At 36.1% G+C, this 15,324-nt stretch carries 14 protein-coding genes and 3 tRNA genes; 9 read left to right on the top strand and 8 right to left on the bottom strand.

Going from position 1 to position 15,324, the window contains the following annotated elements:
- Positions 1 to 255: 255 nt before the first annotated feature.
- The 4 genes from CLU97_RS01255 to CLU97_RS01270 form a co-directional block, all read right to left on the bottom strand.
- Entirely contained in the window at positions 256 to 1,260 is a 1,005-nt protein-coding gene (locus CLU97_RS01255; RefSeq protein WP_121486340.1) for a phage/plasmid replication protein, read from the bottom strand.
- A 309-nt stretch (positions 1,261 to 1,569) separates the two neighbouring features.
- Complete coding sequence (locus CLU97_RS01260) at positions 1,570 to 1,875, bottom strand: helix-turn-helix transcriptional regulator (protein ID WP_121486341.1); 306 nt, start codon at positions 1,873 to 1,875, stop codon at positions 1,570 to 1,572.
- Complete coding sequence (locus CLU97_RS01265) at positions 1,853 to 2,977, bottom strand: site-specific integrase (RefSeq protein ID WP_121486342.1); 1,125 nt, start codon at positions 2,975 to 2,977, stop codon at positions 1,853 to 1,855. The genes CLU97_RS01260 and CLU97_RS01265 overlap by 23 nt, the downstream gene beginning before the upstream one ends.
- 501 nt (positions 2,978 to 3,478) lie before the next feature.
- Positions 3,479 to 3,835: a winged helix-turn-helix transcriptional regulator gene (locus tag CLU97_RS01270; protein WP_121486343.1), complete on the bottom strand. Its 357-nt coding sequence runs from the start codon at positions 3,833 to 3,835 to the stop codon at positions 3,479 to 3,481.
- An 80-nt stretch (positions 3,836 to 3,915) separates the two neighbouring features.
- Here CLU97_RS01270 and CLU97_RS01275 point away from each other — a divergent pair, with 80 nt between their 5' ends.
- From CLU97_RS01275 to CLU97_RS01315, 9 genes are all read left to right on the top strand, one after another.
- Positions 3,916 to 4,515 (top strand): NADPH-dependent F420 reductase, encoded by a 600-nt coding sequence (locus CLU97_RS01275; protein ID WP_121486344.1) that lies wholly within the window; start codon positions 3,916 to 3,918, stop codon positions 4,513 to 4,515.
- Between the two features lie 188 nt (positions 4,516 to 4,703).
- The gene (locus tag CLU97_RS01280; RefSeq protein WP_121486345.1) at positions 4,704 to 4,916 is read left to right on the top strand and encodes a hypothetical protein; all 213 of its coding nucleotides are present in this window, start codon (positions 4,704 to 4,706) and stop codon (positions 4,914 to 4,916) included.
- Between the two features lie 376 nt (positions 4,917 to 5,292).
- Positions 5,293 to 5,613 (top strand): hypothetical protein, encoded by a 321-nt coding sequence (locus tag CLU97_RS01285; RefSeq protein WP_121486346.1) that lies wholly within the window; start codon positions 5,293 to 5,295, stop codon positions 5,611 to 5,613.
- A gap of 66 nt (positions 5,614 to 5,679) precedes the next feature.
- Complete coding sequence (gene rpsT / locus CLU97_RS01290; RefSeq protein WP_002983073.1) at positions 5,680 to 5,934, top strand: 30S ribosomal protein S20; 255 nt, start codon at positions 5,680 to 5,682, stop codon at positions 5,932 to 5,934.
- Positions 5,935 to 5,944: 10 nt separating this feature from the next.
- Positions 5,945 to 6,016: transfer RNA gene (locus CLU97_RS01295), tRNA-Glu, on the top strand.
- Between the two features lie 82 nt (positions 6,017 to 6,098).
- A tRNA-Glu gene (locus CLU97_RS01300) sits at positions 6,099 to 6,170 on the top strand.
- Between the two features lie 63 nt (positions 6,171 to 6,233).
- Positions 6,234 to 6,305: transfer RNA gene (locus CLU97_RS01305), tRNA-Glu, on the top strand.
- Positions 6,306 to 6,688: 383 nt separating this feature from the next.
- Positions 6,689 to 7,462 carry a T9SS type A sorting domain-containing protein gene (locus CLU97_RS01310; protein WP_121486347.1) on the top strand — a complete coding sequence of 258 codons (774 nt, stop codon included), beginning with the start codon at positions 6,689 to 6,691 and terminating at the stop codon, positions 7,460 to 7,462.
- A 226-nt stretch (positions 7,463 to 7,688) separates the two neighbouring features.
- Positions 7,689 to 8,477, top strand: coding sequence for a T9SS type A sorting domain-containing protein (locus CLU97_RS01315; RefSeq protein WP_121486348.1), 789 nt, complete (start codon positions 7,689 to 7,691; stop codon positions 8,475 to 8,477).
- Between the two features lie 166 nt (positions 8,478 to 8,643).
- On the opposite strand, the gene CLU97_RS01320 is transcribed toward CLU97_RS01315, so the two are convergent.
- From CLU97_RS01320 to CLU97_RS01335, 4 genes are read right to left on the bottom strand one after another with little or no spacing between them, the layout of a single operon-like run.
- Positions 8,644 to 10,902, bottom strand: a complete 2,259-nt coding sequence (locus CLU97_RS01320; RefSeq protein WP_121486349.1) for a DUF5074 domain-containing protein — start codon at positions 10,900 to 10,902, stop codon at positions 8,644 to 8,646.
- Between the two features lie 27 nt (positions 10,903 to 10,929).
- Positions 10,930 to 12,123 (bottom strand): cell surface protein, encoded by a 1,194-nt coding sequence (locus CLU97_RS01325; protein WP_121486350.1) that lies wholly within the window; start codon positions 12,121 to 12,123, stop codon positions 10,930 to 10,932.
- A gap of 14 nt (positions 12,124 to 12,137) precedes the next feature.
- The gene (locus CLU97_RS01330) at positions 12,138 to 13,271 is read right to left on the bottom strand and encodes a YncE family protein (RefSeq protein WP_121486351.1); all 1,134 of its coding nucleotides are present in this window, start codon (positions 13,269 to 13,271) and stop codon (positions 12,138 to 12,140) included.
- Positions 13,268 to 15,301, bottom strand: coding sequence for a TonB-dependent receptor plug domain-containing protein (locus tag CLU97_RS01335; RefSeq protein WP_121486352.1), 2,034 nt, complete (start codon positions 15,299 to 15,301; stop codon positions 13,268 to 13,270). Before CLU97_RS01335 ends, CLU97_RS01330 begins: the two co-directional genes overlap by 4 nt.
- Positions 15,302 to 15,324: the final 23 nt, after the last annotated feature.

Genomic DNA, 15,324 nt, shown 5'->3' on the forward strand with positions numbered 1-15,324 from the left:
CAAGCGTACTCAAACTGTTTGCATTTTGTAACATTTGAGAGTTTGTTATACAATCTCTCCGAATTTTGCAGATTCTCAAGACAAAAGCAAAAGTTTTACACTTTTATTTTCCGATAAAATTTGAATTGCAAAGATAGAAAATTTTCTAATTTCTTTCTCTGTTTCGCTTCAATAAAAAGATTTTCAAGGATTTGACATTTTTTCTTTGATTCTCCTTGTCTTCTTTTAAAAAGCACAAAGTAGGTCAACAACGACCTACTTGACTAATTTTTGAGCTGTTTCTGACATTTTGAAAAGCTGATTGACAATTATATCAAACAACATCAAATTCACTTTGCGATTTAGCTCATTGGTATGCTCCTGATAAATGAAAGGTCTTTTATCAAGCATAGCACGAGTGTATTGTTTTCTCTTTTGACATTTCATTTTGGCGTCAATACTTCCCTGCTTTACCAATTGATTTAATCTGTAATCAAGGACTTCCCAACCGTGTGTTTCAATAAATTCTCTTTTTATCAGACTTTCATAATCATACAACCCTTTTGTTCCCAAAGGAAAAAGTGAAATACCTCTCTTTTGGATTCGCCTGTAGAGTCTAAGCCATTTTTTCATAAGTTCTTTGCAAAAGTCCCGAGAGAACAATTCAGAAACTTTTACAGGCTCTTCCCTTTCCAGAAACAATGGGAGTCTCTCTTCAATTTGAAGCTCTATTCTCATCAGGTTCTCAAATTCTGAAACTAATTCAATATCATCATAATTTTTCTTTTCCTTATTTCTATTCTCATTCAAAACAAGCTTTTTCTTATCGTAAAAACAAAAATTGAACTTGTGAGAATTATTCTCAAAGCGCAGGGTTGTTTTGTACTTGCGAATCCTATAATAATGATGCAAATGAATCATTTCTTCGAAATATTCAATTACATCTCTGTCAACACTGAGATTTACTCCAATATCAATTCTTCTGAGAATTCCTTCTTCAAGAGGTAAACCCATTTCCCGAGAAAGTTTATTGATTGCTGTTCTTACGTCAGTCCAAGAGAATGGCTCAATGTTGTTGCCGTTGAAATACTTCGCAAGGCTGCCCTCAATCATTAGTTTCTTATTTCGGGTTGTTACTCTCAAATTCTTGATCCAAAACAGTGGGGCATCGTTCGGGTTACCTTTCTTTATTTTCGGCAATTTTTCAATCAGTTTTCTGAGTTCTAATTTGAAATTTGCCCACTGGGGATCATATTCTATTTTTATAGTGCATATCATCATGTTGATTTAATTTTTTGTTTGATACTTGACTTTGTTTGAGTTGGGCTACTCAATTTTTTTTGTCCGTTTTGTGCCCACCTGTATACTACTGTTTGGTATTACTGATATCAGGTATTTAATACTCTTTTTATTCTAAATGGAAGGTTTTTATGGCAATATGCTTGATTGTGCAGGAGCATATCAGGTGAAATCCGTCTTTTTTCTGATTGCTGAATATTACATTCCTGATTTCGGTAACGATTCTGGACAAATAAAAACCCAGCCTCAAAATCAGAGGTTGGGTTGTCTTTTGATATTCAGAAAAGTAATTTATTTGATTTTCCCATGTTTTCTGATTTTATTGTTGTCAATAATTTGTTTGGCTTGTTCCTCTATTTGATGTCGTGTCTTTATCGGATTTCGGTTCAGCCACTCATCAATCTCTTTCTTTTGAAAGAAAACACTTTTCCCTCCGGGTTTGGAATGCGGAATTTTTCTCTCGCTTGTCAACTTATAAAGGTATGATTTTTCATAGCCTGTATACAGGGAGACATCATCGATATTCATCGTTTCCTTGTTCATCAACATTAAATTCCTGATTTCTACCAGCATGTTATAAAATTTGTTGTTTTCCATTGATTCTACGTTGTTTATTGGTTTTATTGGATTTGTTCACTAATATGTTTGGTAATTTATTGATGGCATTGGTTCTTGACAATTCAGCGGTACGGACATAAATTTGTGTTTGTTTCAGGTCTTTATGTCCTAGCAGTGATGAAACGGTATTGATTCCGACATCTTCAAAAACCAATGAGGTTGCAAAGGTATGTCTTGAGCAGTGCCAAGTGATATGCTTGTCAATTTCTGCATCAGACGTCCATTTTCTAAGAATTTTCAAACATCCTGTATGAGAAGGCAAATCAAAAACGAGGCTATCTCCTGACTTCTTCCTTTTCCCCAATAAATCAACGGCATTTGGATGAAGAGGAATCACCAGTTTTTCCTTGGTTTTGATTTGAACTATCGTCAAGACATTGTCTCTGCTTACACTACTCCAAACAAGTGCTTTCACGTCACAAAATCTAAGTCCTGTCAGACAACTGAAAAGAAAGGCTCTTTTTACATTCTCATTGGAACAGTGGGTCTCTGATAATAAAATTGTTTCTTCCAACATCAAAACATCTTTCTGAGCGGAAATTCCTTTGATGTTTTTTAAGTACTGGCAAGGGTCAGTCTTGAAATGCTTGGCAATGGTTGCCTCTTTGATGATTCTTTTCAGCTTTTTGAAGTAGTTGAACGGGGTACTACCATTTAATGTTGAGTTCAGATAATCTTTGAAGGAAATCAAATACTCTTCGGTAATTTCTGAACAAAGCAACTTCTTCCCTTTGTTGAAAGTCCTAAGCTTTTCCACCATTGCTCTAAAAGTTCGCATCTCACAATGAGGTGCTTTTCTTTCTATGAATTCTTTACAATAATCAAAGAAATCTATATTGCATTGAAAGCCCTTGTCAAGCATTGTTATGGCATAGAGCTCATCAACTTCCATTCGTGCTGCCATCCTGTCTGCCAATTGGCGTTTTTCCTTTCGCTCCTGACGTTCTGATGCTGTTCTAGGCTTTTGAACATACGTAATCTTTGGTCTGAACATTCTTCGTTTGCCGTTCAATATCAAATCGAACTCCAATGTCACTCTCACTCCGTCTTTCAATAAAATTTCTCTGTACTTTACAGACATAATTTGATTTTTTTATTTGTTACAAATATTCTTTGTAAGTTTACCCTCAGTATGTGTAACCCTTACAGTTTGTATAACTTCCCTGTTGATAGTGAATCTCTGTTTTTGAGGTTTTTCGGGGTATTTCAAATAAAATTTAACACTTGTTAACTTTTTCAGTTTTTTCGCACGAGGAAGTGTTAAAGACTTTAACAGAAATTTTTACTGCTTTTTTAACAGTTTTTTAACACTTGGAAAAACGTGTGAAAAATTTGGAAAATTTACCACCGAAAAGTTCACGGAAAATTCACGGAACATCTACGAAACTTCGACAAAACGTGTATGGGGAGAGTATCAAATAAAAGAAGTGAAAGTCAAGAAAACTTTGATTTGACTGATATTTGAGAAAAATTTATGCTTACAATTTTAAAGTATTATTTAACCTATAGGCTACAAAAATTCATTAAAAATCTCTGATCAATATGTTCAGAGATTTTTTATTAAAGAGGACTTTCCCAGATCTTATAATTTAATTTTTTTGATCATCTGTTCTCCCCATTTGTTCATTTCTTCTAAAACAGGCAAAAGCCCTTTTCCAAATTCCGTCATACTATACTCAACCCGTAATGGGATCTCATCAAAAACTTTCTTTTGAATGACTCCATCGGCCTCCAATTCAGCAACTGTATCTGAAAGCATCTTATCACTAATGTAAGGCAATTCTTTTTTCAATTGGTTAAATCTTACAAAACCATTATCAATTTTCCACAATACCGCTGGTTTCCAACGCTTGCCAATAAATCTCAATGTGGTTATAAACGGACAGTTAAATTCTAAAAACTGTTCATTTTCAAAATTTGTGGATGTTCTTTTTCTCATACTCACCTTTTTGTTAGTTGCTTACCATTTGGTTATTATTCCGCAAACATACAATTTTGTAGTACAATTAAAAAAAACATATGGATATTAGTTTTATTGGTGCAGGAAATGTAGCATCAAGCCTTGGAGAAATGTTTGTACAGGCAGGACATCACGTGAAGTATGGAACTCCTACCCCTAAAGGAGAGCAGCTTTCCGTTTCAGAAGCCTGTGATTTCGGAGACATTGTATGTTTCGCGATTCCTTATTCTGTGATGAATGAAGTATTAACAGCCAATAAAAACAGCTTAAAAGACAAAATTGTGGTAGATATTACCAATGTTATTCATCTTGAAGATTGGTCGCCTATACCTTTAGGGGAAGACAGCAGTGGGGAACAGACCTCGCGGTTGCTTCCTGAAAGCAAAGTAGTAAAAGCATTCAACACTATTTTTGCAGATGTTATGAAAGATGAAAAGCGTATAATCAACGGGCAGAAGCTAACTGTTTTTATAGCCTCTGATGATTTAGAAGCATCCGGAACAATAAAAAAGCTGTCTGACAGCATTGGTTTTGAAGGACTCATTGTTGGAGGCATTAAAAATGCAAGGTACTTAGAGGCAATAGCTCATTTGAATATCGCCATTTTATCGGCAGGCGGAACAACCGATGCCGGCTTTGCTTACCTCCAGCGAAAATAACTAATTACCACTTCCATTCTTTTTAACCGATTAATAATTTACATAATGATTCATTCTCCTACCATGCAAATATGGACAGAAACATGGCACTCAGCCAATTCAGATGCATTTAAAGGCATTTATTCTGAAAAAGCACTAATCTTCCCCCCAACAAACCCACTGTTCAAGGTAATGAAAACATTCTCGAAATGATGAAATCAGGATTGGGGAAAGTAGATGTAATTTTTGAACCTGAAGATTTGATTGTACAACACAATTTAGCATTTGAATATGGTATATTTAAAGATCAACAGATCACAGATCATAAAATTTTAGGAATAGGAAAATATTCTGTTACCTGGATTTTGGAGGATTCTATTTGGAGAATTCTATGTCATACATGGTCAATGCCTGAAAAGTAAATGTAAATAAATATTTCATCATTTTATATAAAAGCTGATGAGATGAGACTTTCTTAGCTATTATTATTTTCAGTTATTATTGATCCTTAAATTAAGCATTTAAAATCAGGACATCATATAAACATTTTTATCTAACTCATTTTCTGCATTTCATATTCGGGCGTACTATTTTCATAGCAATATAAAAAGACCGTTTCTCTCCGGAAAGTCTTAATTTTTATTTTAAAGGCTATTCTATTTCTTTATATATTACAAAAGCATTATATTTGCAAAAAATTTCTAACCATACTTGATCTCACAAATATGGTCACACAGATGAAAAAAGTTATTTATTAATCATGTTTGTAGTTGTCTACAGGCTATCAAATTTTATATCATGCCGGATTTAAAAATACAAGAAGCTCAATTGCTTTTTAAGAAAATCCACTCTAACCCAAAAAGTTATGATTTAAAAATCAATGAAGACGGGATTACAGGCAAAGATGATAAAATCAGTTTCAGGCTTTACAGGACTGGAGAAAGGGTTGCTTTTGAAGTAACAATTGACGAACTTACTTTCACCAACACGACTGGGGAATGGAACAACGCACTGATCATGCTTGGAAATACGATCAAAAAAATAGATAAAGAACAAGAAAATTTAAAAATAGAACAAGCAATAAATAAGCTTAGAAAGTACCTTTCAGAAGAAAATTAAAATTTTCGAAAATAAATTTGGTAGTTTTAAAAAAAGTTTATAGTTTTGCACTCACATTTAAACGATATGGCAAATCATAAATCAGCACTAAAAAGAATCAGACAAAACGAAACTAGAAGACTTCGTAACAGATATTACCACAAGACTGCTAGAACAGCTTTAAAAGCTTTAAGAAATGAAGAGAACAAAGCTGCTGCTACAGAACAACTGCCAAAAGTTATCGCTTTATTGGATAAATTAGCTAAGAAAAATATTATCCACAAGAACAAAGCTGCTAACTTGAAAAGCAAATTGACAAAGCACGTTAATAAATTAGCGTAACAATATAGCTGGCCCGTTCGTCTATCGGTTAGGACCTCAGATTTTCATTCTGGTAAGAGGGGTTCGATTCCCCTACGGGCTACTTACATCTTATAAGACCACTGTAATAACGGTGGTTTTATAAAGATCACAGTAGAAAAAGCTATATTCAAATAAATCTAACCGGCCCGTTCGTCTATCGGTTAGGACCTCAGATTTTCATTCTGGTAAGAGGGGTTCGATTCCCCTACGGGCTACAATAAGAGTTGATACTTATAAAAACAAAAGCTAACACATTACTTCGGTAATGGAAGATAGAGGGCCCGTTCGTCTATCGGTTAGGACCTCAGATTTTCATTCTGGTAAGAGGGGTTCGATTCCCCTACGGGCTACAAAAGGACTTTTTCGAAAGTCCTTTTTTCGTTTCTATATATCTTGTCTGGGAGATTTTCACCCAACAATTCTTATATCTTTTATCATCTATATATCTGAATCAAGACATCCAAGCTTTTCTTTTAGATACTCAGGTTAAATTACGTCTTACAATTACGATAAAAGATATTCTCTTTAAACTCTGGTTTGAACCTTCTGCTTTACAGAGATTCTACTTTACACTTAAAATAAACAACCAAGGAAAATGATAATTTCAACCCAGGTGATCACAAAGTGATATTAAATTTTCTTTAAAATATCACCAATAATGGAAATATTATTTTCTACTTCTCCTTTTAATCCTTAAATTTGGCTAAAACTATTCATCCAAAAAATATATAACATGAAAACTAATTTACTTTTGGGAAAACAATTCTCTTTTAAAGCCGGATTAATGGCTTTATTTCTATTTTCGACCGGCACTTTATCATTTGCTCAAAACAGAATTTATGCACATGCTCAAAGCTCCGGAGTATTTGGAGTGGCATGTTTGGGATGCCGTATAGACAACCCACTGAATGCTGTAGGATTTAACGAAGATGATTATTCTACAATGGTACTGGGAACAGTTTTACTAGGAGGAATACAGCAGACACTCATCTTTCCTGATTTGAGATCAGACACTAAGCTTGTTGTAGGAATCGGAACAGACAATATTCCTCTATCTGTACAGCTATTAAGCGGAGTAACTCTGGAAACCATGAATGGAGGTACGTCTAATGAAGACCGCAGAACGATAGATGTAAGCCTTCTAAAACTGGGAGCAACTCCGAACAGAGGAACTGTAGAATTCAAGCCAGCAAAACCTTATGACGGAATAAGAATTGGCTTAACCGGAGGTGTATTAAGTCTGGGCGGCGGATTCAGAATTTATTATGCTTATCAGGATCCATTGGCCAATATAATGGCTCACAGCCAGAACGGGCAGGTTACTCTTGGAGGGAATATTCCTGTAGAAGGTTCTGAGATCACTTTATTCAATACTTCCGGGAAAGAGGTTTTCCGTTCTACCGTAAAGTCTAATACATTCGAACCTAAACAGCCGGAAGGTGTTTACATTATGAATGTACAAACCAAAGAAGGCAAAACGTATTCTAAAAAAATTATCATAAAATAATTAAATAATAGATTAATTAATACGGTAGACTTATTCTAGTCTGCCGTATTTTTTTGCATTCGTTTTCAGAGAAATACAGAAAAAAATAAGCATTGAATAAAAATAAATTTACCGCTGCAAATATCAATAAATCATTAACAAATCACATAAAAATGAAATAAAATAAGCAACATAATTATTTTATTTATAAATTTACACAAAGCTAAAACCCAAAATTTTTCTACATATGAAAACTTATTTATTACTTAGCCAACGCACCATGAGGGCTGCTATTTTGGCATCATTCCTATTTTTAACAAACGCAATGTCTTCTGCACAGATTGTGAAAACCTATGCAAGCAGCCAAACCAATCAGGTACTTGGAATTTGTTTAGGCTGCGGCGTACTGAATCCTCAAAATGCTGTAGGAAGCAATGAGAGTGACTACTCTACCCTACAGGTTTCTGTGGGACTTCTTGCAAGAACAGAACAGACATTGATTTTCCCTACTACTAATACCGCGAACAATACCAATAAACTTGTTCTTGCGATTGGTTCAAACGGAACTCCTCTATCTGCTCAGGTATTAGGCGGTGTATCTATTGAAACATTTAATGGCGATGTCTCGAATAATGATTATCAAAGTCTTGCAACACAGCTTATTAAGCTTGGAGAGACGGATCCAAGTAAAGGTGAAATTGAAATGACTATGAACATTCCTTTCGACCGTATCAAAATCAATGTGAATTCAGGACTACTGAATATTGGTGGAGAGCTTAGAGTATATTATGCTTATCAGTACAAAGATCCATTCATCAATTTTATGGCTCACAGCCAGGACGGCCTGTTTACTCTTGACAAAAATGTTGCTGTAGAAGGTTCTGAGGTTACTTTAACCAATACTTCAGGAAAAGAGGTATTTCGTTCTAAACTGACATCGAATACTTTTGATACCAAACAGCCACAAGGAATATACATTATGAAGCTTCAGACAAAAGAAGGAAAAACATATTCTAAAAAAGTGATCGTAAAATAAAATATACATAACAAATTGAATCCGGCAAGCCTTTCAGGCTTGCCGGATTTTTTATAGAAATAATCTACAGGGGTTCATCATTTCAAAATAACTCTCTCAAATAATAAAAAAATCCTGACCAAAGCTGGCCAGGATTAGATTAACAAGATTACTATCTACAATAGTATTAATTTTTGATTACTTTTTGCTGATATACAGCTTTGTCTGTAACGGCTTTTAAAATATAAATACCTTTTGGCAGTGTACTTACATTGATCTGTCCGTTGTTCAGCTGTACATTAACAACTCTTCCTGAAGCGTCATACATAGACACATTCTGGATTTTCTCCTGCGTTTTAATGGTAAGGATATCAACAACCGGATTCGGATAGATACCGAATTCTAATTTTTTCACTTCAGCAGTAGCTAAAGTGGAGGCTGTACCGTTTACAGTAATTGTTTTTTCTACCAGTTTACCATTCGAATTAAATCCGATCACTATTTCAGAAGTTCCAGAATTAAGCGGCGTAAGAACCAATTCGTCGTTATTATTAATAGTAGCAGAAATTACTGTAGGATTGCTGTTTGATTTTATAGATTTCACTACAGATAGTGACATGTTATCGGCATCCGAAACTATTGATTTCAGGTCAATGGATGTAGTACTGCCAGCCGATACCTGTGAAGGTAAAGTATTGCTTACTACCGGAACTGAATTATTGGTAAATACTGTCAATGAAGGGAACCAATAATAATCATTCAGCGTTTTTGTATTGATAAGAGCTCCGGTCATATCATAAGTATGAATCCAGTTTTTCTGATAGTGTGCTCCGTATCCGCTTTCCGTAGTATTCAGAACCAATTCTCCGGTGATTGGGTTTACACGAAGTGCAGCACCGTAAGGAATCTGCTTAAACTGTCCTGTCTGTCCCGGGATGGCAGCGAAGTTTTCATTAAATGTTTTTGTGGTTACATCAAATCTTACAATTTGTGATCCTGAGCTAAAGCTGCTTAATGAGTTAATCCAGTATAAAGCATTTTCTTTGTTGCTTGCTGAAAATTTACCTGCGTTCCATGCTCCCCAATCTCCGATATATTTTGTTGTTGGAATATTGTAAACCTGTGTAGCAAAAGTGGTAGGATTAATGCTGATCAGCTTTTGATCCTGAATTCCCCATACACTTCCATCTTTAGCCTGAGCCACGGAATAGAAACCTCCTGCGATAGTACTCACTACTGTATCTGTATTAGGATCAATCACTAAGATTCCTGTTCCCTGCTTCACAGCAAATACATATTGTGAAGTACGGATCATGTTTCCGATCTGTCCGGTTCCACCTGTTCCTGCAATCAGGGTTCCTACCTGTAAATTATCAATATTGAAAAGAACAATTCCTGTAGAAGTTCCAATATATCCTTTGTGCTCGTTTACTCCTACAAAAGATCTTCCGTCACCGCCCCCAATATTATTAAATCCAGCAATTTTCTGCATGGTCTGTGCATTAGCCACAACAAGTCTTCCGCCTGGAGTATACTGAGTATCCCCTCCATCAGCAGCCTGCTTTGAAACAAAATAGAATTTATCTCCATAGATTGTCCCATATTGTGTAGTGGCACCGAAAGCCTGGTTATTGTTGGCATTACTGTATACACGATAATTGATCTGACCATTATTATCAATGAAATTCACAGAACCGTTGGTATGACCGAACCATTCTTCATTTACCATGAAATATCCATTCGTAAAGTTAGTGGAAGCTACATATGGAGAAACCGGAGTAAGGGTAGAAGAAATAGGAGTTTGACTAAATCCTACATTAAAGTTCCAGACATCCCATGAACCGTTTTCTAACACACGTGAAGAAGCTCCAACACTAGAATATCCAAAGTCAGCATCAGCAGGATTCTTTACCCAATACGCCCAATATCCGTTCACCGTCCAGCCGGATTGCCAGTGATCGTTGGCAGCATCTACAATGGTATAGCTGTCAAAATCATAAGCAGTTGTATTGACAAAACCATTTACAGGATATAAAGGATACGTGGTGTTTCCGCTTTTGATCAGGGCATTGGTATTTTGTCCGTTAAGGTCAAAACCAATTCCTCCAACCGCTGATCCAAACTGAGTTCCCTGGTACAGCAAAGTGTATAATCTGTGGTCTGCTTTGGCAATAGCTTTCAGCATGTCTTCTCCTGTGGCGTTTCCGTCCCATTTGAATCCCCAAACCATTGCATCAGGGTTTTTACTGTCATTCCACTGTACTACAAAAGCAGCCTGATTGGCCCCTGATCCTACCCAATACTGAATATCAGAAAAACTGATGGCAGTGGTATTAAGATTGCTGATCCCCGAAATATCATTTCTGGGTACACCCTGAACTTTTATCTGTGCATTTGATACGCATGCAAACAGAAAAAGCATCATAAAAAGATAAAACTTTTTCATTTTTATTAATTTAAATAGATTGTATTATTATTTGAAATGTAAATCGTAAGCTCCTGCCACTTCCGTAGAAACTTCCCCCAGCCAGCCCGCTTCCTGATTGACTCCTGTATATATTTTCATAAAATCAACTCCAGGAAGTTTCACATATTTCCCGTTTCTGTCTACGGCCCATGAAATATCAATATTGGAGGCTTCATCTGTATTCGGAGCATTATCTGCATACCCGAACTCATAGGATTTACCTACCCAATAAGATCCGTCCCCGCTCTGATCGAAGAAATTATTCGCCAGCCTGGTTCCTGAAAAACTGTAAGAAGGATCTGTAAACCATAAAGGATAATAGCTTTGTACATGGAAAGTATTTTTTGTTTTGAATCCCTGATTTCCCAGATTGTCATTCCACTTGATATATTCTACATCAGTCTGCCAGAATTCGGTTCCGGGCACAGGTGTTTTATTTTCATCAGGTTTATGATAGGTTATGCTGTAATCTTTTACTGTAGTGTTTTTGAAGTATTCGCTGCCTGCGATTTCGTACCATTCGTCATTATCCGGTTTTCCGTTTTTGTTTCGGTCGTAGGCTACCATAATAATTCCCGGCTCGCAAGATCCTGAACGCTCATCTGCGGCATCATTTCCAAAGAATGCATTTCCCAGCACTTTAAAATCACGTCCATTCAGATTCGGAATGGTATGATCAAAACCGAAAACAACATATCCGCCATATCCACCAAGACTGATCATGGTAGAATTGCCCCCGACTAATGATTCGTTGGCTTTCTGAAGCATGTTTGCAGCTGTATTTCCGGGTAAGTATTCCGGAATTTCATTCATGAACTGTCCTACAGCAGGACGAAACTCCAGTACTTTAGAAATATATTTACTGTAAGGCGTTTTTTCCTTGGTAACAATTATTTTGGAATGAAAAACCTGCTCGTTTCCTTTATTATTAATCTTTAAAGTCAAAGGATAAGCATCGGCAGTCGGGCTGATAAATTCAAGTTCTGAATTTTGAGAAATAATGGAATCATTAATACTCCACACAACTGATCCAGAAGCATGAGTAGGAATACTCAACACTTTTAAACGTTCAATGGTATAGGAATCATCAAGGCCGTTAAATGTAAATTCATCTTCATCATCATGTTTACAGGCTATCACAGCTGCAAGGAAAAAGGATAAAAATCCGATTTTTAAATAAGTAAAGCTATTTCTGTTCATTTCTTAAAGTTTGGTTATTTGTATAAAAAAGCGAAGTGGGCAGGGATATTTCCGCCTTCCGTTTTCCATTTAAAGTGTCCGTTTTTATCAAAGCAATACACAAATCCCATGGAGACGTAATTTCTGGCATCAGTCATGTAGATATCTTCTGTAATGGGATTTACTGTAATTCCGTAAGGTGTTTTGATGGCATCTTCATACTCTTTGTCAAAAATCCTGTTGGCTATGATTTGCTCTGTTTTCACATCAATAATTCCAAAACTCTTTTTATAGCTATGGGTATTGTAATTGAATTCATTTCCGTAGAAATAGAGTTTATCATTCACAATGGTCATTTCGCTCACGGAGAGATTGAAATTTTTCTTCACGGTTCCCGTAGCTGCATCTATTAAATAAAGACTGGAAGGAACATTATAATAATCTCCTCTTGAGGTTACATACAGATCCCCGTAATTGTCTTTTTTAAGATGGTGGAGATTGATGGCAACCTCTATTTTTTTGATTTCTGTAAAAGTGTTCAGGTCTATGACAGAAACAGTATTGTCATAATCGGGAGCTTTGTATCCTCCGGAATTGGCCACAAACAATTTATTTCCAACAATTTCCATTTCTTCCGGCTGATATCCCACAACCACTTCACGCTGAATGGAAAGAGAAGTAGTATCAATTTCCACTACTTTTCCTTTAGGTGCTTTTGGGTTAATAGCTACAGGGCCGGCATAGCTGCTGGCATACGCTTTCCCGTCTTTGAAGGCAAGATATCTGCAATTTTGTAAGGGAATAGAGGTAATACGTTTAGCTGTTTTGGCATCCAGCACTTCAATTTTATTGGAAACATTGACAACAATGTAAAGTTTGCTGCCATAGACTTTGATATCATTTCCTACATCTCCCAGTTCTTTTACCACATTAGGGTTGATCTCTGCATAGATATTCCGGTAATAGGTTCCTTTGGTATAATCAAAAAAATCCAGGGTACATTTATTGCTCCCCATATTCCCTTCATTGAGCATATAAAAGCCTTTTATAGCCGTATTTTCTGAGGGAAGTCCTTCTACCACTTCCTGACGGACGATAATATCATCTGTACGGCATGAAGTAAGAAAAGCTAATACAAGAAATAAAAAATAAAAGTTTAGTTTTCTCATAGGGTGAAGTTTAGAATAAGTTTAAAGTTTCTTCCTGGCATCGGATAATTAATCACAACATCATAGTATTGATTGAAAATATTATTCATCTCAAGGCTTACTTTAAATTGATGATTTGCCCAGTTGAATTTTTTCTGAACAGACAGATCGTGGGTATACCAGGGCTGCACATAATTGTATTGAATATTATCCTGATTCACATCATATCTTTCTCCTACGTACATCGCACTGTAATTGAAACTCCAGTCTTTATAATCTGCCATCAGACTGAATGATCCGCTATGCCATGGTGTATAAGGAATCTGATTCCGGTAAAAAGTATCTTCAGGATCACTCATATCTCTTGCACTTTGATATGTGTAGGAAAGCAATGGTCTAAGGGTTACTTTTCCCAGCTGAAATTCAGTCTGAAGATTTACATCAGCTCCTATGATTTCAACCATCCCCAGGTTCATCATCAGCCATCGGAACATACTTCCGTTGGGTGCGGCTACAATTTTATCCTGAACCTTGTTATAGTAACCGTCTACTTTAGCATAAAAGGTTTTAAAGAAACGATCAGTATAATTCTTTTGATAGGTAAATCCCACATCATACTGATTGGTAAATTCCGGCTTCAGGTAAGTGTTTCCGATATTGGTATAGTACAAATCATTAAAAGTGGGAAGTCGGAAAATTCTTTTATAAAATGCCCTAAGGGTAAGATCCGGGATTATCTCTGGCTGATAGCTCATAAAAACAGCTGGAGTCCATTCTCTGGCATCTCCCGGTCTTTTATTTTTTCTTACTTCCTCAAATGTAAAGGTTCCTAAAAGGCTTGCCAGAATTTTGAATCTGTTCCATTGATAGGTTGTTGCCAATGCAACCAATGTGGTATAACGGGTAGGATAAGAAAAGTTATCCAGATTGGCGTCCAGATTATTGTACTGAAAATCTCCACTCAGATTGACATCCCAATTGGGCGTGATTGAATAGATATTGGATGAAGAAAGGTAAAGCTCTCTTTGAATATAAGTGTTATCGGTATGAATAATAGATTGTGAACGAACCGTATCCATGAAATGGGTATAATCGTAAGCGAATTTTGCTTTCAGCTGTGTTTCAAATTTTGGAAACAGTTTCTTTCTCAGGTTAGCCTGTACAAAATAATTTTCATCGGAAAGTCTCGCTCCTCTACCTCCGAAACGTCCATTTACAATAGGAGCAGGCATTCCACGGTCTGAAATATATCCGTATCCTCTGATATTCCAGCTTCCGTTATTTAAAGTTCCATTTAAAGAAGTTTCAAAACGCTTTGCTTTAATATCTGAATCCTGCCTTTTTGCAATCGTATCATAAGCCTGCTGACCGTCTGGATATTTCTTTGCATATCGAAATCTGTAGATTCCGTCACTCTGCATAAATTCTCCGCTGAAGCTGGCAGAAACCCTGTCTGAAATCTTCTGTTCCAATCGGAATGAAGGATTAAAAAGATCAATAGAAGCACTTTTTGCTCTTATAATGAGATTAGTTTTTCTGTTTCCTTTAAATACGGGAGTTTTAGGCTGTAAATAAATAGATCCCGAAGAACCGAAGTCTTTTGCCGGCTGAAAAATCTCACTTTTCTGTCCGTTATATAATGATATTTCTTCCAGATCATCCAAAGAATATCTTCCCAGATCTACCAGTCCGTTTTGAGCATTTCCTAATTGAATTCCATCATAGAAAACACCTACGTGCTGACTTCCCATACTTCGGATATTAATGGTTTTCAAACCACCCAAACCTCCATAGTCTTTGATCTGAACACCGGAAAAATACCGCAAAGCATCTGCAACAGATTGACTGTTCAGTCTTTCCAGCTGCTCGCCCTGTAAGGTCTGTGCAGGAAGGATTTCTTTAAAATTCTTTTTATAAAGATTGATTCCTTTAATGGTCTCTTCCTGTAAACTGTCTTTTTTCTTAGTTTGAGAAGACAAAAGTTGGGATGTTATCACCAGTATGATGAAAACAGCTTTTTGAATTGCCGAAGTAGTTAGTTTTGCCGCCATTAGCTCATTTAGTATCATGAAGA

Source organism: Chryseobacterium sp. 7, assembly GCF_003663845.1.
Lineage (GTDB): Bacteria > Bacteroidota > Bacteroidia > Flavobacteriales > Weeksellaceae > Chryseobacterium.

Bases quoted from the DNA above. Each gene is read 5' to 3' on its own strand.
- CLU97_RS01310 (WP_121486347.1), top strand. From the start codon at position 6,689: ATGAAAACTAATTTACTTTTGGGAAAACAATTCTCTTTTAAAGCCGGA.
- CLU97_RS01325 (WP_121486350.1), bottom strand. From the start codon at position 12,123: ATGAACAGAAATAGCTTTACTTATTTAAAAATCGGATTTTTATCCTTT.
- CLU97_RS01275 (WP_121486344.1), top strand. From the start codon at position 3,916: ATGGATATTAGTTTTATTGGTGCAGGAAATGTAGCATCAAGCCTTGGA.
- CLU97_RS01330 (WP_121486351.1), bottom strand. From the start codon at position 13,271: ATGAGAAAACTAAACTTTTATTTTTTATTTCTTGTATTAGCTTTTCTT.
- CLU97_RS01285 (WP_121486346.1), top strand. From the start codon at position 5,293: ATGCCGGATTTAAAAATACAAGAAGCTCAATTGCTTTTTAAGAAAATC.
- CLU97_RS01320 (WP_121486349.1), bottom strand. From the start codon at position 10,902: ATGAAAAAGTTTTATCTTTTTATGATGCTTTTTCTGTTTGCATGCGTA.
- CLU97_RS01280 (WP_121486345.1), top strand. From the start codon at position 4,704: ATGATGAAATCAGGATTGGGGAAAGTAGATGTAATTTTTGAACCTGAA.
- CLU97_RS01315 (WP_121486348.1), top strand. From the start codon at position 7,689: ATGAAAACTTATTTATTACTTAGCCAACGCACCATGAGGGCTGCTATT.
- rpsT (WP_002983073.1), top strand. From the start codon at position 5,680: ATGGCAAATCATAAATCAGCACTAAAAAGAATCAGACAAAACGAAACT.
- CLU97_RS01255 (WP_121486340.1), bottom strand. From the start codon at position 1,260: ATGATGATATGCACTATAAAAATAGAATATGATCCCCAGTGGGCAAAT.
- CLU97_RS01335 (WP_121486352.1), bottom strand. From the start codon at position 15,301: ATGGCGGCAAAACTAACTACTTCGGCAATTCAAAAAGCTGTTTTCATC.
- CLU97_RS01265 (WP_121486342.1), bottom strand. From the start codon at position 2,977: ATGTCTGTAAAGTACAGAGAAATTTTATTGAAAGACGGAGTGAGAGTG.
- CLU97_RS01260 (WP_121486341.1), bottom strand. From the start codon at position 1,875: ATGGAAAACAACAAATTTTATAACATGCTGGTAGAAATCAGGAATTTA.
- CLU97_RS01270 (WP_121486343.1), bottom strand. From the start codon at position 3,835: ATGAGAAAAAGAACATCCACAAATTTTGAAAATGAACAGTTTTTAGAA.